Annotated in this window: 17 protein-coding genes; 9 read left to right on the forward strand and 8 right to left on the reverse strand. The window is 70.2% G+C overall.

What is annotated here, in order from left to right:
- Positions 1-265: 265 nt before the first annotated feature.
- Both ACE3TE_RS06635 and tyrS read right to left on the reverse strand, forming a co-directional pair.
- Complete coding sequence (locus tag ACE3TE_RS06635; RefSeq protein ID WP_374603357.1) at positions 266-763, reverse strand: MgtC/SapB family protein; 498 nt, start codon at positions 761-763, stop codon at positions 266-268.
- Between the two features lie 26 nt (positions 764-789).
- Positions 790-2,001, reverse strand: a complete 1,212-nt coding sequence (gene tyrS / locus ACE3TE_RS06640) for a tyrosine--tRNA ligase (protein ID WP_374603359.1) — start codon at positions 1,999-2,001, stop codon at positions 790-792.
- Positions 2,002-2,167: 166 nt separating this feature from the next.
- Here tyrS and ACE3TE_RS06645 point away from each other — a divergent pair, with 166 nt between their 5' ends.
- Both ACE3TE_RS06645 and ACE3TE_RS06650 read left to right on the forward strand, forming a co-directional pair.
- Complete coding sequence (locus ACE3TE_RS06645) at positions 2,168-3,475, forward strand: peptidoglycan DD-metalloendopeptidase family protein (RefSeq protein ID WP_374603360.1); 1,308 nt, start codon at positions 2,168-2,170, stop codon at positions 3,473-3,475.
- A gap of 4 nt (positions 3,476-3,479) precedes the next feature.
- Entirely contained in the window at positions 3,480-4,613 is a 1,134-nt protein-coding gene (locus ACE3TE_RS06650; protein ID WP_374603361.1) for an anhydro-N-acetylmuramic acid kinase, read from the forward strand.
- 9 nt (positions 4,614-4,622) lie between these two features.
- Here ACE3TE_RS06650 and ACE3TE_RS06655 read toward each other — a convergent pair whose 3' ends face one another.
- From ACE3TE_RS06655 to ACE3TE_RS06665, 3 genes are all read right to left on the reverse strand, one after another.
- The gene (locus ACE3TE_RS06655) at positions 4,623-4,910 is read right to left on the reverse strand and encodes a hypothetical protein (RefSeq protein WP_374603362.1); all 288 of its coding nucleotides are present in this window, start codon (positions 4,908-4,910) and stop codon (positions 4,623-4,625) included.
- Positions 4,911-4,973: 63 nt separating this feature from the next.
- Complete coding sequence (locus tag ACE3TE_RS06660; protein WP_374603364.1) at positions 4,974-6,284, reverse strand: MFS transporter; 1,311 nt, start codon at positions 6,282-6,284, stop codon at positions 4,974-4,976.
- Complete coding sequence (locus tag ACE3TE_RS06665) at positions 6,281-7,048, reverse strand: exodeoxyribonuclease III (protein WP_374603366.1); 768 nt, start codon at positions 7,046-7,048, stop codon at positions 6,281-6,283. Before ACE3TE_RS06665 ends, ACE3TE_RS06660 begins: the two co-directional genes overlap by 4 nt.
- A gap of 114 nt (positions 7,049-7,162) precedes the next feature.
- On the opposite strand from ACE3TE_RS06665, the gene pyrE reads away from it, so the two are divergent.
- Positions 7,163-7,810: an orotate phosphoribosyltransferase gene (gene pyrE, locus ACE3TE_RS06670; RefSeq protein ID WP_374603368.1), complete on the forward strand. Its 648-nt coding sequence runs from the start codon at positions 7,163-7,165 to the stop codon at positions 7,808-7,810.
- A gap of 16 nt (positions 7,811-7,826) precedes the next feature.
- Positions 7,827-8,516 carry a DUF4124 domain-containing protein gene (locus ACE3TE_RS06675; RefSeq protein WP_374603370.1) on the forward strand — a complete coding sequence of 230 codons (690 nt, stop codon included), beginning with the start codon at positions 7,827-7,829 and terminating at the stop codon, positions 8,514-8,516.
- A 14-nt stretch (positions 8,517-8,530) separates the two neighbouring features.
- Here ACE3TE_RS06675 and ACE3TE_RS06680 read toward each other — a convergent pair whose 3' ends face one another.
- The 3 genes from ACE3TE_RS06680 to coaBC are packed head-to-tail and all read right to left on the reverse strand — an operon-like array spanning position 8,531 to position 12,540.
- Positions 8,531-10,843 carry a phosphomannomutase/phosphoglucomutase gene (locus ACE3TE_RS06680; protein WP_374603372.1) on the reverse strand — a complete coding sequence of 771 codons (2,313 nt, stop codon included), beginning with the start codon at positions 10,841-10,843 and terminating at the stop codon, positions 8,531-8,533.
- A gap of 36 nt (positions 10,844-10,879) precedes the next feature.
- Positions 10,880-11,338 carry a dUTP diphosphatase gene (dut, locus tag ACE3TE_RS06685; RefSeq protein ID WP_374603373.1) on the reverse strand — a complete coding sequence of 153 codons (459 nt, stop codon included), beginning with the start codon at positions 11,336-11,338 and terminating at the stop codon, positions 10,880-10,882.
- A complete protein-coding gene (gene coaBC, locus ACE3TE_RS06690) occupies positions 11,335-12,540 on the reverse strand; it encodes a bifunctional phosphopantothenoylcysteine decarboxylase/phosphopantothenate--cysteine ligase CoaBC (protein ID WP_374603375.1) in 1,206 nt (401 codons plus the stop codon). The genes dut and coaBC overlap by 4 nt, the downstream gene beginning before the upstream one ends.
- Before the next feature lie 93 nt (positions 12,541-12,633).
- On the opposite strand from coaBC, the gene radC reads away from it, so the two are divergent.
- The 5 genes from radC to ACE3TE_RS06715 all read left to right on the forward strand — a co-directional run bounded on the left by radC (position 12,634) and on the right by ACE3TE_RS06715 (position 17,401).
- The gene (radC, locus tag ACE3TE_RS06695) at positions 12,634-13,308 is read left to right on the forward strand and encodes a DNA repair protein RadC (protein ID WP_374603376.1); all 675 of its coding nucleotides are present in this window, start codon (positions 12,634-12,636) and stop codon (positions 13,306-13,308) included.
- A gap of 72 nt (positions 13,309-13,380) precedes the next feature.
- Positions 13,381-14,427: a hypothetical protein gene (locus ACE3TE_RS06700; protein ID WP_374603378.1), complete on the forward strand. Its 1,047-nt coding sequence runs from the start codon at positions 13,381-13,383 to the stop codon at positions 14,425-14,427.
- Between the two features lie 218 nt (positions 14,428-14,645).
- The gene (gene argS / locus ACE3TE_RS06705) at positions 14,646-16,409 is read left to right on the forward strand and encodes an arginine--tRNA ligase (RefSeq protein WP_374603380.1); all 1,764 of its coding nucleotides are present in this window, start codon (positions 14,646-14,648) and stop codon (positions 16,407-16,409) included.
- Positions 16,409-16,993 (forward strand): SPOR domain-containing protein, encoded by a 585-nt coding sequence (locus ACE3TE_RS06710; protein WP_374603382.1) that lies wholly within the window; start codon positions 16,409-16,411, stop codon positions 16,991-16,993. Before argS ends, ACE3TE_RS06710 begins: the two co-directional genes overlap by 1 nt.
- Positions 16,994-17,017: 24 nt before the next feature.
- The gene (locus ACE3TE_RS06715) at positions 17,018-17,401 is read left to right on the forward strand and encodes a hypothetical protein (RefSeq protein WP_374603384.1); all 384 of its coding nucleotides are present in this window, start codon (positions 17,018-17,020) and stop codon (positions 17,399-17,401) included.
- The last annotated feature ends 51 nt before the right edge of the window (positions 17,402-17,452 follow it).

Here is a 17,452-nt window from a genome sequence, read left to right on the forward strand (position 1 = left end):
AACTCAATTGACTTAAAGCTCTTGGCTGAACGTCTGCAAGAAATGGACTCATCCATCCCCAGCAGGCGCCCGCACAAATTTCCTGCGCACACTGTCAAAGATCGTCAAACCCGGCGGCCTTCCGGCCAACCATCCCAGGGCGTTTCGCTCAAGGGAGCCGCACATTATACGAGAGTTTCGGAGAACGTCAACACCTTCGCGCCGACTTTTTTCCGCCCCCGCCGCCGTGCCAGCCGTCGAGGGCCGCGAACTATAACGACCTATCTCAGGATTGGGAAGAGGGGGTGTCGCCGGCCTTGCCGCGACGGCGTTCCAGCCACCCCAGCGCCGCCAGTACGGCCAGCGTCAGCGCGGTGGCGCCGACCGCCAGCACGTAGCTGTGCACGCCCACCGCGATGCCGATCACCGCGACCATCAGCAGCGACGCGGCGGTGGTGATGCCGGTGACGACCGACTGGTCGCCGCCGCGGAAGATGGTGCCGGCGCCGAGGAAACCGACGGCCGCGACCACGGCTTCGATCAGGCGGATCGGATCCAGCCGCACCAGGCCGCTGTAGGCCTCGGAGGCATAACGGTGCGCAAGCAGGTCGACCAGGCCGACAAGCAGCGCTGCCGCGCCGGCGACCAGCATGTGCGTGCGGAAACCCGCGGGCCGGTTCTTGATTTCGCGCTCGTAGCCGATCGCGCCGCCGAGCACCATTGCAACGGCCATGGTGCCGACCAGCTGCAGCTGCAGTTGCCAGTTTTCCAGCACTCCGGGCATGCGGCCTCCGCGTGGTTGCGCGGGACTCAGGCCTGGACCAGGCGCACCCGCGCGAAGTTTCGCTTGCCAACCTGCAACACGCCTTCGAAACCCGCGGTGAACGGGCGCTGCGCATCCTCGAAGACTTCGCCGTCGATGCGCACCGCACGCTCCTTGAGCTTGCGGTTGCCTTCGGAGTTCGAGGCCACCAGGCCCGCGGCCACCAGCAGCGCGGCGATGCGCAGGCCGTCGGCCGGCACGGCCACGTCCGCCTGCGGCAGCAGTGAGGTGTCGCCTTCGCCGCGCACCACCGCGTGCCAGCCGGCGATCGCCTGCTCGGCCGCGGCGGCGCCGTGGAAACGCGCAGCCAGTTCCCGTGCTAGCCCGAGCTTCGCATCACGCGGGTTGAGCGCACCGGACGCGACGTCGGCCTTCATTTTCGCCAGCGCCGACAGCGACACATCGAAGCTCAGCAGCTCGTACCAGCGCCACATCAGTTCGTCGCCGACCTTCATCGCCTTGGTGACGATGTCGATCGCCGGCTCGTTGATGCCGATGTAGTTGCCCAGCGACTTGGACATCTTGTTGACGCCGTCCAGTCCCTCGAGCAGCGGCATCGTCAGCACCACCTGCGGCTTCTGGCCGTGGTGCTCCTGCAGGCCACGGCCCATCAGCAGGTTGAACTTCTGGTCGGTGCCTCCGAGTTCGACGTCGGCCCGCAGCGCCACCGAGTCGTAACCCTGCACCAGCGGATACAGGAATTCGTGGATGGCGATCGATTGCTGCGCGGCGTAACGCTTGGCGAAGTCGTCGCGCTCGAGCATGCGCGCCACCGTGTGCTGGCCGGCGAGACGGATCATGTCGGCCGCCGTCATCTTGCCGAACCACTCGGAATTGAAGCGCACCTCGGTGCGCTCCCGGTCCAGCACCTTGAAGACCTGGTCTTCGTAGGTACGCGCATTGGCCGCTACGTCCTCGGGCGTGAGCGGCTTGCGGGTGGCGCTCTTGCCGGTCGGGTCGCCGATCATCCCGGTGAAGTCGCCGATCAGGAAGATCACCCGGTGCCCGAGGTCCTGGAACTGCCGCATCTTGTTGAGCAGCACCGTGTGGCCCAGGTGCAGGTCGGGCGCGGTCGGGTCGAAACCCGCCTTGACCCGCAGCGGCCTGCCCTCGCGCAGGCGCGCGGCCAGTTCTTCGGGCTTGAGGATCTCGTCGGCGCCGCGGCCGATCTGTTCAAGGGCGTGGTCGATGTCGGGCATGGCTCGTGGGGGTCCGGGGCAGGGTCGGCCGCAGGGCCGTCGTTAAACTGAGGTTAATGGAAAGTTAAAGGGAGCAGACGGAAAAATCCAGCCAAGACAAGGGTTTGACGCTGGTATTTATTGCTGGTTATCGTAGCCCGACATCACCACTTGGCAGGGGAAGCCCTTGCAACACCGCGAAACGTTCTCCCCCAGCCGCTGGTCCCGGGATCACTGGATCCTCGCCAGCCTCTTCGCCGCCCTCGCCGTCCTCGTCGCCACCATCATCCCCGGTTTCGCCTCCGCCATGCGCGCGGGCGACGACGGCGATGCGCGCAGCGTGGTTTCGCTGGCGCTGCCGCCGCGGGAGAAGGCCGACGAGGCGCCCACTGCCGCGGCCGGTCCGGCCTGGCAGTCGGTGACGATCGAAAGCGGCCAGACCCTGGGCGAGGTGTTCTCCGACATGGGCGTGCCGGCCACCGCGATGCTGCAGGTGCTGGAGCTTCCCAGCGCTGAGAAAGCGCTGTCGCGCGTGCGCGCCGGCGCCGAGCTGGATTTCGACCTGGGCCCGGCCGGTGAACTGCGCGGCCTGCGCTTCGAGCGCGACGAAGGCGCCAACGTCGAGATCCAGCTGGTGGCGGGCAAGTACGAGGAGAAGGTGATCGAGCGCCCGCTCGAGCGCCGCGTAATGATCGCCAGCGGCGAGATCGACAGCTCGCTTTACGCCGCCGGCGCCAAGGCCGGCCTCGGCCCGGCCGTGATCAACGAGATGGCCAACGCCTTCTCCTACGACATCGACTTCACCCAGGACCTGCGCGTCGGCGACACATTCCAGGTGGTCTACGAGGAAATCTGGCGCGACGGCGAACGCCTGCGCAGCGGTGGCCTGGTGGCCGCCAGCTTCCACAACCGCGGCAAGGAATTCACCGCCCTGCGCTTCGAGCGCAATGGCAAGGCCGAGTACTTCGACCTCGCCGGCCGGCCGCTGAAGAAGGGCTTCATGCGCATGCCGATCGAGTTCGCGCGCATCAGCTCGCGCTTCAACCCGCGCCGCAAGCACCCGGTGCTGGGCACGGTGCGCGCGCACAAGGGCGTGGACTACGCGGCCGTCACCGGCACGCCGATCATGTCCGCCGGCGACGGCCGCATCGCGTTCGCCGGCTGGCAGCGCGGCTACGGCCGCACGATCATCGTCGACCACGGCCGCGGCTACACCACGCTGTATGCGCACATGTCCCGCCTGGGCAAGCACAAGGTCGGCCAGCGCGTGCAGCAGGGCGCCACCATCGGCTACGTCGGCGCGACCGGCCTGGCCAGCGGCCCGCACCTTCACTACGAATTCCGCGTCAACGGCGCCCACCGCGACCCGCTGACCGTCACCATGCCCAAGCCCGATCCGCTGTCCGGCGCCGAGCTGGCGGCCTTCCGCGCCGCCACCGCGCCGGCCATGGCCCAGCTCAAGCGCGTCGGCGGCACCCGCCTCGCCTCGCGCTGACGCCATGGCGCCTGCCGGCGACCCCTCCGAGCCCGCCGCGACCGACGGCGGGCTTTTTCTTGGCCTGATCTCGGGCACCAGCGCCGACGGGATCGATGCCGCGCTGGTGCGTTTCGGGCCGCGCGTCGAAGTGGTTTTCGCACGTACGTACCCGCTGCCGCCGGACGTGCTCGACGAGGTGCTGCGCCTGTCGCAGGCCGAGGCGCGGATCAGCCTGGATGAAGTCGGTCGCCTCGACACCCGCCTGGGCCATGCCTTCGCCGGCGCCGCGCGCCAGGCGCTGGCCGATGCCGGCGTGCAGGCCGAAGACGTCACCGCGATCGGCTCGCATGGCCAGACCCTGCGTCACGACCCCCGGGGCGCGGCACCTTTCACGCAGCAGCTGGGCGACGCCTGCGTGATCGCCGAAATCACCGGCATCACCACCGTGGCCGACTTCCGTCGGCGCGACGTCGCCGCGGGTGGCCAGGGCGCACCCTTGATGCCGGCCTTCCACGCCGCCGTGCTGCGCGATCCGGGCGAGGACCGCGCGGTGCTCAACCTTGGCGGCATCGCCAACCTGAGCCTGATGCCGCGCGAGGGCGGCGTGCGCGGCTTCGACACCGGCCCGGCCAACGGCCTGATGGATGCCTGGTGCCTGGCGCACCGGCAGCTGCCCTACGACCGCGGCGGCGCCTTCGCCGCCGAAGGCCGCGTCGACCCGGCCCTGCTGTCGGCCCTGCTGGCCGATCCGTGGTTCGGACTGCCGCCGCCCAAGAGCACCGGCCGGGACCAGTTCCAGCTGCAGTGGCTCGGGACCTTCCTCGGCACGCAGTCGCCGGCCGACGTGCAGGCCACGCTGTGCGAGCTCAGTGCCGCCACCGTGGCCGATGCCCTGATGCGCGAGATGCCGGCCTGCCAGCGCCTGCTGGCCTGCGGCGGCGGCGTGCACAACCCCGAACTGATGCGCCGGCTGGCGGCCCGCCTGCCCGGCGTCACCATCGCCAGCACCGCCAGCGCCGGCATCGATCCGGATTTCGTCGAAGCCACCGGTTTCGCCTGGCTGGCGCGGCAGACCCTGGCCGGACGCCCCGGCAACCTGCCTGCCGTGACCGGCGCCCGGGGCCCGCGCATCCTGGGAGCGATCCACCGCGCCTGAGGCGGCGGCTTATTCGCCCGGCTTCTTGGGCGGCACCATGTACGAGGGCGCGTCGTCGGGCAGGCTGTTGAGCGCCGCCATGGCTTCGGCGAAGGCTCGGCTTTCGTCGTCGTTCCAGGAGCCGGTGAGGCGGGCGATGTCACCCGGCTCCGGCGCCGGTTCGGGCTCGATGATGCCCAGCGCCTGCTTGAGCAGGTGCAGGATCACGTCGTTGAGCGGCCAGCCCTTCTGGCGCGCCATCTCCTTGATGCGCTCGGCAATCCGCTCGTCGATGTCGCGCAGCAGGAAGTCGGCCATGGCCTCGATCCTCGGGGGGACGCCCAGCATACGGCCACGGGCGGGGATGGCAAGGCCGGGGATTCAGCCAGCGTTGCCCCGGTAGCCGGCATCGCCCAGCGATTGTTCGACCAGGCCGGCGCGCAGCATGAACAGGTACAGCAGCAATCCCGGCAAGGCCACCAGCGTCGTGAGCAGGTAGAACTGCACGTAACCCAGCGATTCGATCAGCGCGCCGGCGGTGGTGCCGGTGACCAGCCGGCCGACCACGCTCGCCGCCGCCGACAGCAGCGCGAACTGCGTGGCGGTGAAGGCCAGGTTGCACAGCGCCGACAGGTAGGCGACCACGACCACGCCGCCGATGCCGCTGGCGAGGTTCTCGAAGCCGATCGTGAAGGCCAGAAGCGCGTTCGAATGCCCCACCGAAGCCAACCAGGCGAAGCTGAGGTTGGACACCGCCATCAGCGCCAGCGCGATCAGCACCGAGCGCTTCATGCCGATCGCCGCGTACATCATGCCGCCGATGAAGATGCCGGCCAGCATCGCCACGAAACCGAAGCCCACGTCGTACGTGGCGATCTCGTCGTTGCTGAAGCCCAGGTCGTTGAGCAGCAGCCGCAGCGTCAGGTTAGCCAGGGTGTCGCCGATCTTGTGCAGCAGTACGAACAGCAGCACCAGGAAGGCGCCGCGGCGCCGGAAGAATTCCAGCAGCGGACCAGCGGTGGCTTCCCAGGCCTGGCGCAGGCCGCGGTGGGTGGCCACGACCACGTGCCGGGCCGGTTCGCCGAGCACCAGGCCGGTCAGCATCGCCGGCAGCGCGAACACCGCGCACAGCAGGTAGGCCAGCGACCAGCCGTGCCGCGCGGCGACGAACAGCGCCAGCGAACCCGCCGCGACCGCGCCGATGCGCCAACCGTATTGCGACATGCCCGAACCGACGCCCAGCTGTTCGGGCTTGAGCGTTTCGATGCGGTAGGCGTCGATGACGATGTCGTAGGTGGCCCCGGCCGCGCCCAGGCACACGGCCGCCAGCGCGAACACGGCCAGGTTGGCCTTGGGATCAAGCAGGCCCAGCCACACCACCGCGGCCATCGCCAGCGTGCCCGCCAGCACCAGCCAGGACACGCGCTGGCCCAGCCGGCCCAGCAGCGGCAGCCGCACCGAATCGACCAGCGGCGCCCACAGGAACTTGATGTTGTAGACTAGGAAGGCCAGCGAAAACGCCGTCACCGCCTTCTTGTCGATGCCGTCCTGCGCCAGGCGGGTGGTCAGCGTGGCGCCGATCATCGCGAACGGGAAACCCGAGGAAATGCCCAGCATCAGCGCCGCCAGGGGTTCGCGCTGGATGTAGGGCTTCAGGCCGGCGCCGAGCCGGTCGATCCAGGTCGCGCTCACGCGTAATCCACCACGAAGGGCGCGTGGTCGCTGAACTTCGGCTCGGGATGGATGCTGCAGCCGCGCAGGCGGTCGCGCAGCGAGGGCGTGACCACCTGGTAGTCGATGCGCCAGCCCACGTTCTTGGCGCGGGCGGCGCCGCGCTGGCTCCACCAGGTGTAGTCCTCGCCTTCGGGACGCAGATGGCGATAGCTGTCGACCCAGCCGCGCTCAAGGAAAAGCTTGTCCAGCCAGGCGCGCTCCTGCGGCAGGCAGCCCGAGTTCTTCTGGTTCGAGGTCCAGTTCCGGATGTCCCTGCGCGTGTGCACGATGTTCCAGTCGCCGCAGATCACGTAGTCGCGGCCGCTGGCCAGCCACTGGTCGAAGATCGGCGTGATCCAGTCCATGCAGCGGAACTTGTAGTCCTGGCGCACGTCACCGGAGGAGCCGGAGGGGAAATACAGCGACACCACGCTCAGATTTCCGAAGCGCGCCTCGATGTAACGCCCCTCCTCGTCGAAGTCGGGCCAGCCCAGGCCCGTCAGCACCTCGTCCGGCGCCTGCCGACTGTAGATGCCAACGCCGCTGTAGCCCTTCTTGGTCGTGGCGTCGCGAAAATGGGCGTGGTAACCGGCCGGTCGCAGGTCGGGCGCGCCGAGCTGGTGTTCCTGGGCCTTGGTTTCCTGGATGCAGACGATGTCGGCGTCCTGTCCGGGCAGCCAGTCGAAAAAGCCCTTGCTGGCGGCCGAGCGGATGCCGTTGGCGTTGAAGCTGATGATTCTCAAGGTGGGGGGAACCCGGTCGATTTACCCGAAAGGTTAGCCCAAACCCGCGCCGGCGCGGGTGCCCGCGACGCACCGGCTGTTGCACAATCGGGCTTTGCCCCACCAGGTTGCCCCATGAAACCGCACCAGAGCCGCTTCCTGGACCTGGCGCTGGACCGGCAGGTCCTGCGTTTTGGCCAGTTCACCCTCAAGTCCGGCCGCACCAGCCCCTATTTCTTCAATGCCGGGCTGTTCGATTCGGGCGCGGCGCTCAAGGCGCTCGGCGAGTGTTACGCCGACGCGCTCGAGGCCTCCGGGCTGGCGTTCGACATGCTGTTCGGGCCGGCCTACAAGGGCATCCCGCTGGCAACGACGCTGTCCGTGGCCCTCGCGGCGCGCGGCCGCGACGTGCCGGTGGCCTTCAACCGCAAGGAAGCCAAGGCCCACGGCGAAGGCGGCACGCTGATCGGCGCGCCGGTGCGTGGCCGCGTGCTGATCGTCGACGACGTGATCACCGCCGGCACCGCGATCCGCGAATCGATCCGCACGATCATCGACGCCGGCGGCGAACCCTGCGGCGTGCTGATCGCGCTCGACCGCCAGGAGCGCGGCCAGGAAGGTGAGCGCTCCGCCGCCGAAGAAGTGACGGCGGAATTCGGGCTGCCGGTGTTTTCCGTCGCCGGCCTGGACGAACTGCTGGCCCACGCCGACGAGCGGCCCGGGCTGGCCGGGCACAAGGACGCCCTGGTGGCGTATCGTGCCGCCTATGGAAGCCGTCGCTGAACGCCGGAGCCCCCGCATGAAGACCAAGCTCACCTGCATCGCCCTCGCCCTCGTCGTGGCCGCCGGCGCCGCCGCCGGCCAGGAAAAGACCAAGAAGCTCTATCGCTGGGTGGACAAGGACGGCAAGGTCCAGTTCTCCGACACGCTGCCGGATGAAGCCCTGCAGCAGGCGCGCACCGAGATCAACGCCGAGAGCGGCATGACCACCGGCGCGGTCGATCGCGCGCTGACGCCCGAAGAGCAGGCCGAACACGAACGCCTGGCCGCGGAGCAGGAAGTCCAGCGCCGCGCCGACGAAAAGGAGCGCCAGACCGAGGAAGCCATGCTGGCCTCGTTCCAGACCGAAGAGGACCTGCGCCGCTCCTACGGCGTGCGCGTCACGCTGATGCAGGAAAACCTCAACGCCATCGAAGCCGGCATCGGCAGCCAGCGCAACAGCCTGACCAGCCTGCTCGCGGACGCCTCCGAGGCCGAGCTGGCCGGCCGGCCGGTCAACGCCAAGCAGGCCGCCACCATCCGCGAGCTGCGCGAGGAAATGGCCAAGCAGCAGAACATGCTGGTCATCAAGCAGGCGGAGTTGATTAAGCTCGACCAGGAGCTGGAGCACCTGGTCAAACGCTTCCATGAACTCAAGGGCGACGGCGAGCCCTCTCCCGCACCGGCGCCGCCGGCCACCGCGCCGGCCGGGGAAACCCCGACCGGCTGACCCGCTTCAGGCGGTCAGAACGGCAGCTGCAGCGACGGATCGGTCGCCAGCAGCTGCTCGCGGAAGGCGGCCTTGATGCGCTCCAGCGACGCCTCGTCCTTGGCGTCGAAGCGCAGCACCAGCACCGGCGTCGTGTTCGACGCGCGCACCAGGCCCCAGCCGTCGGGCCAGTCGGCGCGCAGGCCGTCGATGGTCGCCAGTCGCGCACCCTCGAACTTCGCCCGGCCCAGGAATTCCTCGATGAAGGTGTACTGCCGGCCTTCCTCGACCTCGATCTTGAGCTCCGGCGTCGACACGCCCTTGGGCAGGCTGTCGAAGATCTCCTGCGGCGACTCGCCGCGGCTCGAAAGGATCTCGAGCAGGCGCGCGGCGGCGTAGATGCCGTCGTCGAAGCCATACCAGCGCTCGCGGAAGAAGAAGTGGCCGCTCATCTCGCCGGCGAGCTCGGCTTCGGTTTCGCGCATCTTCGCCTTGATCAGCGAATGCCCGGTCTTCCACATCAGCGGGCTGCCGCCGTGGCGCAGGATGTGCATGGCCAGGTGGCCGGTGCACTTGACGTCGTAGATGATGCAGGCGCCCGGGTTGCGTTCGAGCACGTCGGCCGCGAACAGCATCAGCAGGCGGTCGGGGTAGATCATCTCGCCGGCCTTGGTGACCACGCCCAGGCGGTCGCCGTCGCCGTCGAAAGCCAGGCCCAGGTCGGCGTCCACGCGCTGCACCACGTTGACCAGGTCGCGCAGGTTGGCCGGGTCGCTGGGGTCGGGGTGGTGGTGCGGGAAGTTGCCGTCGACCTCGCAGAACAGCGGCTCGACGTCGGCGCCGATCGCCTCGAGCACCTGCGGCGCGAACGCACCGGCGATGCCGCTGCCGCAGTCCACGACGACCTTGAGCTTGCGTTCGATCTGGATGTCGCCGGCGATCTTGTTGATGTAGTCCTCGGCGATCTCGCGCTTGCTCGCCAGCCCCGGTTCGTCGGCCGTATGAAGGTCGTTCTCGGCAATGCGCTCGTACAGCTTCTGGATGGCGTCGCCGGCCAGCGTCTCGCCTTCGATGACGATCTTGAAGCCGTTGTAGTCGGGCGGGTTGTGGCTGCCGGTGACCGACACGCAGGAACCCGCGCGCAGCTGGTAGGCCGCGAAGTAGGTGACCGGCGTCGGCGCCTCGCCGATGTCGAAGACCTCGCGGCCGGCGCGGCGCAGGCCGTCGATGAGCGCGGCGGCCATGCGCGGCGACGACAGCCGGCCGTCGCGGCCGACCACGATCGATTTCGCGCCCTGGGCATGCATCACGCTGCCGATGGCCTGGCCGATCAGGCGGGCGGTTTCCTCGTCGAGCGTCTTTCCGACCACGCCGCGGATGTCGTAGGCGCGGAAAATGCTGCGGTCGAGCGCGGCGCGCGGCGGCGCCGGCGGCATCGGCGGCTTCTCCACGCCAGCGGCCTCCGGCTCGGGCGCCTTGATCCGGCCACTGGCCTGGAGTTCGGCCAGCGTCGGGCCATCCCCGGCCGGGACCTCTTCGGCCTCCTCGACGACGCCCTTGCGCCGAAGCTTCAGGTGCGGCTGCAGCAGCAGGCCGGCCGCGACCAGCACGCCCAGGGCGGCCAGCAGGAAGTGGCTGAGCATCGCGCCGCTGCCCGCCGGCGCCGCCGCCACCACGCGCAGGCGCGTGCCGGCCACCGGCACTGCACCGAATTCGGCGCCCGTGGCCAGTTCGGCATTGCCGCGCTCGAAGACGCTGTGCCGGCCCTGACGCAGGGCCAGGTAGGCACTGTCGGACAGGTCCGCGGAGGACAGCGGGCCGACGACCGTTTCCAGCGGCAGGCGCACATACACCACCGACAGCACGCGGCCATCGGCCAGCACGGGTGCGGCCAGCCCCAGCTTCGGGGCGCCGGCGTCCATCACGATGGCGGCGCGCGTGGTGTTGTCCTGCAGCGCCAGTTCCAGGATGCCCAGCTTGCCGTAGCCGAACGCCTTCGGGTCGGCGTAGGGCTGGTCCAGTCCCGGGTCGTGCCATTCCACCGCCTCGACCCCGGCCCAGCCACCGGTAATCACGGCGTCGGCCGACGCCTGGTCCTCGCGCTGCAGCGCAGTGGCCAGGGCGACGCGGCTGCGCCGGCCCTCGAGTTCCGAAACCGCGGCCTGCAGGCGGTTGACCACCTCGGCACCGGCGGCAACGCGGGCGGCATCCACCTGGGTCTGCAGGCGGGCCGCGCCCAGGTCCTGGACGCCTGCCCAGGCGAACCAGGCCGCGACCAGCAGGGCCAGTGCCGCCAGCAGCCAGGCCGGCTTGATGGAGCTCAACGCGTTCTTACCCGACGATTTCATGCTTCCCCCTGGTTCCGGCGCGGTTGCCCGCCCCGATCAGCGCGTCCCGGTGTGGCCGAAGCCACCTTCCCCGCGCGCGCTGCGTTCGAATTCATCCACCTGGCGCAGGACCGCCCGGGCCACGGGCAGGAACACCAACTGGGCGACACGGTCCCCGGGGCTGATGGTGAGCGGTTTCTGCCCGCGATTCCAGAGGCTCACCATCAGCGGACCCTGGTAATCGGCATCGATCAGACCCACCAGGTTGCCCAGCACCAGCCCGTGCTTGTGGCCCAGGCCCGAGCGCGGAAGGATCGTGGCGCACAGGCCCGGGTCGCCGATGTGGATGGCCAGGCCGGTCGGCACCAGTTCGGCCTCGCCCGGCGCCAGCTCCAGCGGCGCGTTGATCATCGCGCGCAGGTCCATGCCGGCCGCATGTGCGGTGGCGTAGTCGGGCAGCGGGAACTCGCTGCCCAGGCGGTCATCCAGGCACTTGAACTGGATCTGCGTGGTCATTCCATGGCCTCCAGGCGTTGTGCAACCAGGTCCAGCAGTTCGGCGGCGACCCGCGTCTTCGGACCGTGGCGAATGTCGTGCCGACCGTCGCGCCAGAACACCGACAGGGCGTTTTCCTCGGATTCGAAACCCTGGCCCGGCCGCGAGACGTCGTTGGCGGCGATCAGGTCCAGGCCCTTGCGCTGCAGCTTGTCGCGGGCATAGGCCTCGAGTTCGGCGGTTTCGGCGGCGAAACCCACCACCAGCCGAGGGCGCGCGGCGTGGGCGGCGACATCGGCAAGGATGTCGGGGGTGCGCACCAGGGTCAGCGTGAGGCTTTCACCGGACTTCTTGAGTTTCTGCGGCAGGGTTTCGGCCGGGGCGTAATCGGCGACCGCGGCGGCGCCGATGTAGGCGTCCTGGCCGGGCAGGGCCGCCATCACGGCGGCATGCATCTGCGCGGCGCGGCGCACGTCGATGCGGGTGACGCCCGGCGGCGTCGGCAGCGACACCGGGCCGGCGACCAGGGTGACCTCGGCGCCCATGCGCCGGGCGGCATCGGCGAGCGCGAAGCCCATCTTCCCGGAGCTGCGGTTGCCCAGGAAACGCACCGGATCGATGTCCTCGAAGGTCGGGCCGGCGCTGACCAGCACCCGGCGGCCGGCCAATCGCGGGGGCAGCAGGCTGGCTGCGACGGCGGCGACGATGTCGGCAGGCTCGGAAAGCCGGCCTTCGCCGACCTCGCCGCAGGCCTGGCCGCCGCTGCCGGGGCCGATCACCTGCACGCCGCGCGCCACCAGCGTGGCCAGGTTGGCCTGGGTGGCCGGATGCGCCCACATCACCCGGTTCATCGCGGGCGCCACCAGCAGCGGCGCTTCGCTGGCCAGGCACAGGGTGGAAAGCAGGTCGTTGGCGTGGCCTTGGGCAAGGCGGCGCAGGGTGTTCGCGGTGGCGGGCGCGACCAGCACGCGGGTGGCCCAGCGCGCCAGTTCGATATGGCCCATCGCGGCCTCGGCGGCTTCATCCCAGAGCGAGCAGCGCACCGGGTGGCCGGACAGCGCCTGGAAGGTGGTGGTGCCGACGAAATGGCGGGCGGCCTCGGTCATCACCACGCGCACCTCGGCGCCCGCGTCCTGCAGGCGGCGCACCAGGTCGGCTGCCTTGTAGGCGGCTATGCCGCCGCTGACGCCGAGCAGGATGCGTTGTCCCTTCAGCTCGTGCACCGGGTTTCCTTACCTTGCTGAACGCGCCTAGCTTACCCGAAGCGCCCATCGCCCCTGATGTCGGGGCGCCGCCCGCCGCGCGATGCTGCCGGCATGCGACTTCAGGACTGGCCCGAACACGAACGACCCCGCGAAAAGCTGCTCGGCCGCGGCCCCGCGGCCCTGTCGGACGCCGAGGTGCTGGCGCTGCTGATCGGCACCGGCCAGCGCGGCGCCGACGCCGTGGATGTTGCCCGCCGCCTGCTGGCCGGGGCCGGCGGGCTTCGCGGCCTGCTCGACCTGCCCGCCGAGCGCCTGGCGCGCCTGCCCGGGCTCGGCATCGCGCGGGCCTGCCGTCTGGCGGCGGTGGTCGAACTCGGCCACCGCCACCTGGCCCAGGAGCTGGCCCGCGGCGAAGCGCTCACCGACCCGGCCAAGGCCGGCGACTACCTCACCCGCCGGCTGCGCGCCCTGCCCTACGAAGTGTTCGCCTGCCTGTTCCTCGACACCCGGCACCGGGTGATCGCCTTCGAGGAGCTGTTCCGCGGCACCCTCGACGGCGCCGAGGTGCACCCGCGCGAAGTCGTGCAGCGCTGCCTGGCCCACCACGCGGCGGCCGTCATCCTCGGCCACAACCACCCCAGCGGCTGCACCGAACCCAGCGCCGCTGACCGCGCCGTCACCGCCCGCCTGCGCCAGGCCCTGGGCCTGGTCGAGGTGCGCCTGCTCGACCACTTCATCGTCGGCGACGGACCGGCCTGTTCGATGGCGCGGCTGGGTGCCCTGTGACCGGCCTGGCTGGCATCGCCCTGCCGCTACGTATACTCCCGGCAGGCACGGGCCAGACGCGCGGGAGCAGGCGTGATCCTCGGGGTTGCACATCATTACGCCGCCGACGCGGTCGAGACCGGCCTGCCCGACGCCGCGGCGGCGCGGCGGCGGCTCTCGGAAAACGACCCAGGCCTGGTGCCGCGCCTGGAAGCCGCGGGCGCCCGCGCGGCCGGGCCGGCGCCGGGCACCGCCGACCTCCGGCGCCACGTCGATGCCGCCGTGCTCGGCCTGGCCCGGCTGGGTTTGCGCCATGGCCACCTCGGCGGCGACCTGCACGATTACCACTGCGAAACCCACGTCATGGAAGTGGCCGAGCGTCGCCTGGGCCATGCCATCGACGCGCTGGGCCATGCCTGGCTGCCTGCCGCCGACTGGCTGGCCCTGTTCCTGTTCAGCGCCTGCCACGACCTGCGCCAGCGCGAATCCTTCGATCCGCCGGGACCGGTCGGCGGCAACGAAGCGGCCTCGATCGCCGAAACCTTCCGCATCCTCACGGCCTGCGGTTTTTCGGAGGTGGCCGACCGCGACACCTTCATTGCACTGGAGCTGATGATCGCCGGCAGCACCTTCGACGCCCGCCCGCTGCCGCATCCGGAAGCGGCCGACCTGGCCACCGCCGCCGGCGGCGCCCTGGCGCGGGGACTCGGCCTGTGGCTGGACGGCGAACGTCCCGACTGGGCCTCGGACCCCGCACTCCGCCGCGGCGAACGCCTGGGCCGCCTGGCCGCCGACCTGGACACCGCCAATGTCGGCGAATCGTTCGGCCACCTGGCCGACAGCGCGCTGCGCCTGTGCCGGGAGCGCGAACGCCGCGCCGGCCGGGCCTTGGACCGCGCCGAAAGCGGCCCGCCCTGCCTGGGCTTCCTGAGCCGGGGCCAGCTGGCCTACTTCTTCGAACTGCACCGCTTCGCCAGCCGCGAGGGCGAGCGCGTCTACGGACCGGGCAAGCTGGCCAACGGACCCGGCGTGCGGCGGGTGTCGGCGGCGCTGCTGCAGCGCTTCGAAACATCGCCGCCGGCCAGCGGCCAGGCGGTGCTCGACGCCTTTGCCGGACTGGCCGCCGCCGAAGACGGCTGAGCGGGGCGCCAGACGAGCCTCCCGCCAAAAAAGAAGGGCCGGCTTTTGGCCGACCCCTGCCCCGGCACCCGGCACGCGGCCAGTCCGAAAGTTCTAGAGAGAGCACGTTGTCTCTGCGTGCCCGGGCATTCTCGGCGACGGGGGTGACAGCGCCATGACAGCACCCGGCCCCGGGCGCGATACAATGCCCAGTTCACCCCCGTGGAATCCAAACAGCCGTGAAAGACCACCTTCGCGAACTCGTGGCGCAGGCCCTGCTTGATCTCAGGCGGCATGGCCGCCTGCCGCAGGACCTGCCGACCCCCGCCTTCGTGGTCGAACGCACCAAATCGCGCGAACACGGCGACTACGCCTCCAACGTGGCGATGCTGCTGGCCAAGCCCACCGGCATGAAGCCGCGCGAGCTGGCCGACCTGCTGGTGGCGTCGCTGCCGGCCTCGCAGCACGTGGAGAAGGTGGCCATCGCCGGCCCGGGCTTCATCAACTTCACGCTGGCCCGCGGCTGCCGCCTGGGCACGATCCGCCGCGTGTTCGAACTGGGCAAGGACTACGGCCGCATGCCCGAGGGCAGCGGCGAGTCGGTGACCGTGGAATTCGTGTCGGCCAATCCCAACGGCCCGCTGCACGTCGGCCACGGCCGCGGTGCCGCCTACGGCGCGTCCGTGGCCAGCCTGCTCGACGCCGCCGGCCACAAGGTCCAGCGCGAGTATTACGTCAACGATGCCGGCCGCCAGATGGACATCCTGGCGGTGTCGGTGTGGCTGCGTTACCACGAGCTGGGTGGCGTCAACGTGCGTTTCCCGGACAACGGCTACAAGGGCGAATACGTCGTCGACATCGCCCGCGGCCTGCGCGCGAAGGCCGGCGACGGCCTGCGCCACAGCACCATCGAGATCACCGACGGCCTGCCGCCCGACGAAGGCCAGGGTGGCGACAAGGAAAGCCACGTCGATGCCCTGATCGCGCGCGCCAAGCAGCTGCTGGGCGAGGCGGGTTACCGGCAGGTGTTCGAGTCGGGCCTGGCCTGGTGCCTGGGCGACATCCGCGACGACCTGGCCGGCTTCGGCGTCAACCACGACAACTTCTTCTCCGAACGCTCGCTGATGACCGAGGGTTACGTCGACCGCGCCATCGCGACGCTCGACGAACAGGGCCACCTGTACGAACAGGAAGGCGCGCTGTGGTTCCGCGCCACCAGCTTCGGCGACGACAAGGACCGCGTGGTTCGCCGCGAGAATGGCGTCACCACCTATTTCGCCTCCGACCTGGGCTACCTGCTCAGCAAGTTCGAGCGCGGCTACGAGCGCGCGATCTACATCTTCGGCGCCGACCACCACGGTTACGTCGCGCGCCTGAAGGCCGCGGCGCAGGGCCTGGGCCTGGACCCGGCCAGGATCGAGGTGCAGCTGGTGCAGTTCGCGATCCTGTTCCGCGGCGGCGAACGCGTGCAGATGTCCACGCGCGCCGGCAGCTTCGTCACGCTGCGCGAGCTTCGCGAGGAAGTGGGCACGGACGCGGCGCGCTTTTTCTACGTGATGCGCGGCAACGACCAGCACCTCGATTTCGACCTGGACCTGGCCAAGAGCCGCAGCAACGAAAACCCGGTCTATTACATCCAGTACGCGCACGCCCGCGTCAGCTCGCTGTTCCGCCAGCTGGCCGAGAAGCAGCTCACCTACAACCGCGGCGCCTGCGAGGCGGCTCGCCAGCGCCTGGTCGAACCGCACGAGGACGTACTGATCGACGAGCTGATGCGTTTCCCGGAGGTGGTGGAAGCCGCCGCCGCCGGCCGCGCGCCGCAGGTCGTCGCGAACTACCTGCGTGAGCTGGCCGCTGCCTTCCACGCCTTCTACAACGCCCAGCCGATCCTGGTCGCCGACGAGGAGCTGCGCAACGCCCGCCTGGGCCTGGCCAAGGCCACCCAGCAGGTGCTTGCCAACGGCCTGGCGCTGCTGGGCGTGTCCGCCCCGGAGAAGATGTAATGGCCCGCCGATCCAAGAACCAGGCCAAGCGCAACGGCAGCCAGGGCACGCCCGGCTGGGTCTGGCTGCTCGGCGGCCTGGTGCTGGGTGCGGTGATCGTCGTGGTGCTGCTGGTGCGCAACGGCGGCGATGTCGGCCAGCTGGTGCCCAAGCCCGACCCCGAGGCGCGGGCCCCGGTCGCCACCGACGAACCCGTGGCCCAAGACGCGCCCGAGCCGCGCAAGCCCAAGTACGACTTCTACGACGTGCTGCGCGACAAGGAAGTGGTGATCCCCGACGCCGAGCTTGCCGCCCAGGCCCGGGCCGAGGCCGAGTCGCCGCCCGCCACCGAACCGGCGCCGGCCGCCGACGGCGCGCGCTTCCTGATCCAGGCCGGCGCCTTCCGTTCGTCGTCCGACGCCGAGGCCCTGAAGGCCCGCATCGCGCTCACCGGCGAAGTCGCGCGGGTCGAGCCGGCGCAGATCGAGGGCGGCACCATCTACCGCGTGCGCCTGGGTCCCTACCCGAACGCCGCCAGCCTGGCGGCCGCCAAGGGCGCGCTCGGCAACCACGGCATCGAGGCCCTGGCGATCAGGGCGGAATAAGCTTCAGGCGCGGGAGAACGCGCGATGGGCTGGAACATCGAGTACCTGGCGGACCAGGACGTGGTGCAGGTCACCGCGGAAGGCCTGCACGACCGCAGGACGCTGCGCGAGCTCACCCGTGACGCCGTGGTGGCCGGCCACCAGCACCGCTGTCCCCGATTCCTGGTCGACCATCGCCGCACGCGCCTGGCGCTGGGTGCGGCGGAAATCTTCGACATGCCCCGGCGCGGCGAAGACGCCGGCTTCGGCCCCGACCTGCGCATCGCGATCCTGATCGAAGCCGACGGCCCGACCCGCGGCGACTTCGAGTTCTACGCCGTGCAGTGCGGCAATCTCGGCATCCACGTCATGCGGCTGTTCTTCGACCGGGACCAGGCGATGGAGTGGCTGACAGCCGACAGAGCCTGACAACATTGTAGGAGCGCCTTCAGGCGCGAATTTCTTCTTTGCCAGAGGCAA

It is taken from the genome of Arenimonas sp. (assembly GCF_041919775.1).
GTDB lineage: Bacteria > Pseudomonadota > Gammaproteobacteria > Xanthomonadales > Xanthomonadaceae > Arenimonas.

Excerpts from the sequence above, each read along its gene's own strand:
- ACE3TE_RS06635 (WP_374603357.1), bottom strand. The coding sequence starts at position 763 with ATGCCCGGAGTGCTGGAAAACTGGCAACTGCAGCTGCAGCTGGTCGGC.
- tyrS (WP_374603359.1), bottom strand. The coding sequence starts at position 2,001 with ATGCCCGACATCGACCACGCCCTTGAACAGATCGGCCGCGGCGCCGAC.
- ACE3TE_RS06650 (WP_374603361.1), top strand. The coding sequence starts at position 3,480 with ATGGCGCCTGCCGGCGACCCCTCCGAGCCCGCCGCGACCGACGGCGGG.
- ACE3TE_RS06655 (WP_374603362.1), bottom strand. The coding sequence starts at position 4,910 with ATGGCCGACTTCCTGCTGCGCGACATCGACGAGCGGATTGCCGAGCGC.
- pyrE (WP_374603368.1), top strand. The coding sequence starts at position 7,163 with ATGAAACCGCACCAGAGCCGCTTCCTGGACCTGGCGCTGGACCGGCAG.
- ACE3TE_RS06675 (WP_374603370.1), top strand. The coding sequence starts at position 7,827 with ATGAAGACCAAGCTCACCTGCATCGCCCTCGCCCTCGTCGTGGCCGCC.
- ACE3TE_RS06680 (WP_374603372.1), bottom strand. The coding sequence starts at position 10,843 with ATGAAATCGTCGGGTAAGAACGCGTTGAGCTCCATCAAGCCGGCCTGG.
- dut (WP_374603373.1), bottom strand. The coding sequence starts at position 11,338 with ATGACCACGCAGATCCAGTTCAAGTGCCTGGATGACCGCCTGGGCAGC.
- radC (WP_374603376.1), top strand. The coding sequence starts at position 12,634 with ATGCGACTTCAGGACTGGCCCGAACACGAACGACCCCGCGAAAAGCTG.
- ACE3TE_RS06710 (WP_374603382.1), top strand. The coding sequence starts at position 16,409 with ATGGCCCGCCGATCCAAGAACCAGGCCAAGCGCAACGGCAGCCAGGGC.
- ACE3TE_RS06715 (WP_374603384.1), top strand. The coding sequence starts at position 17,018 with ATGGGCTGGAACATCGAGTACCTGGCGGACCAGGACGTGGTGCAGGTC.